Below are 1,026 nucleotides of genomic sequence, written 5' to 3' on the forward strand. Positions count from 1 at the left end.
GCTCAGTGTCGGCGCTTGCCGCCGGCATGCCTGTCGGCGCCGGCACTACAACCGGCTCGGAAACGGGCGTAGCCACCGGTGCAGCCGGCACCGCTGGCGCGGGTACCGAAACCGGAGGAACAAGGTCGGGCGCAGGGGCAGGCTCGGGGGCCGGAGCAACTGGCTCCTCCGATAAAACCAGCGCTTGCTCCGGCATAGGCTGTGCTGCCGATACTGTTATGATAGGCACTGCTGCGATAGGCTCTGGTGCGAGGAACTCGGCAGCCGTAGGCTCAATCGAAGCAGGGGCATCGTTAATTGGTTGGTCCATGAGCATTGGCACAACCGGCTCAAAGCCAGGAGAAGCGGGCTCGCTGATGGGCAACGGGGCTGGAGCCGCCTCTGCTTCCAGGGGCTCAACCGGCACCAGAGCGGCCGCGGCATCCGGCCGAACCAGGGGCACGGCCGCGGCGGTCTCCGCTGGCCGAACGCCTGCTTCAAGCAGTCCAGCTACCTGTTCGCGCAAATGCAGCAACTCCGCCTGCTGCTCGGCTAGCTGCCGGCTGAAGGATGCCTGACGGGTTTTTACCTCTTCCTGCAGTTCCAGCAGGCGCTTGGGCAGGCTCCACACCCGCGAAATCGCCACTACGGCGATGATGAAAACTAGAACGAAAGCACCCATGCCGGGAGTAGCTAAATAAAATACTGATTGTCAATTGATAGCTCACGCTTGGCTACTTGCCGGCCGGCTTTTCCAACTGCCGAAGCTGCTGGCGAAGGCGGTACACGCACCGCATTTCCTGGGGCAATTGCCGGAGGCGGGCCTTGCTGCGCTCATCGTTTTCCCAGCGCACGGGCACTTCGCCGATGCGGAACCCCAGGGCGCGGGCCCGCGCCAGCACTTCCAGGTCGAACGACCAGCCATCGACGGTGCAGGCCCCGAAAATGCGCTCAGCCGCTGCGGCCGTGAAGGCCTTGAAGCCGCACTGCGTATCGAGCGTGCCCGGCTGCAGCACGCGCTGCAGCACCCGGTTGGCCAGCCGGCTC

1 protein-coding gene and 1 pseudogene are annotated in these 1,026 nt (G+C 64.7%); both read right to left on the minus strand.

The features are described from left to right. Positions 1-661: pseudogene (locus ACYVDE_RS24070) on the minus strand (hypothetical protein); the annotation flags it as partial. Between the two features lie 52 nt (positions 662-713). Continuing rightward, the coding region (locus ACYVDE_RS24075) for a glycosyltransferase family protein (RefSeq protein WP_460504054.1) at positions 714-1,026 on the minus strand (313 nt) is incomplete at its 5' end.

Source organism: Hymenobacter agri (assembly GCF_054778495.1).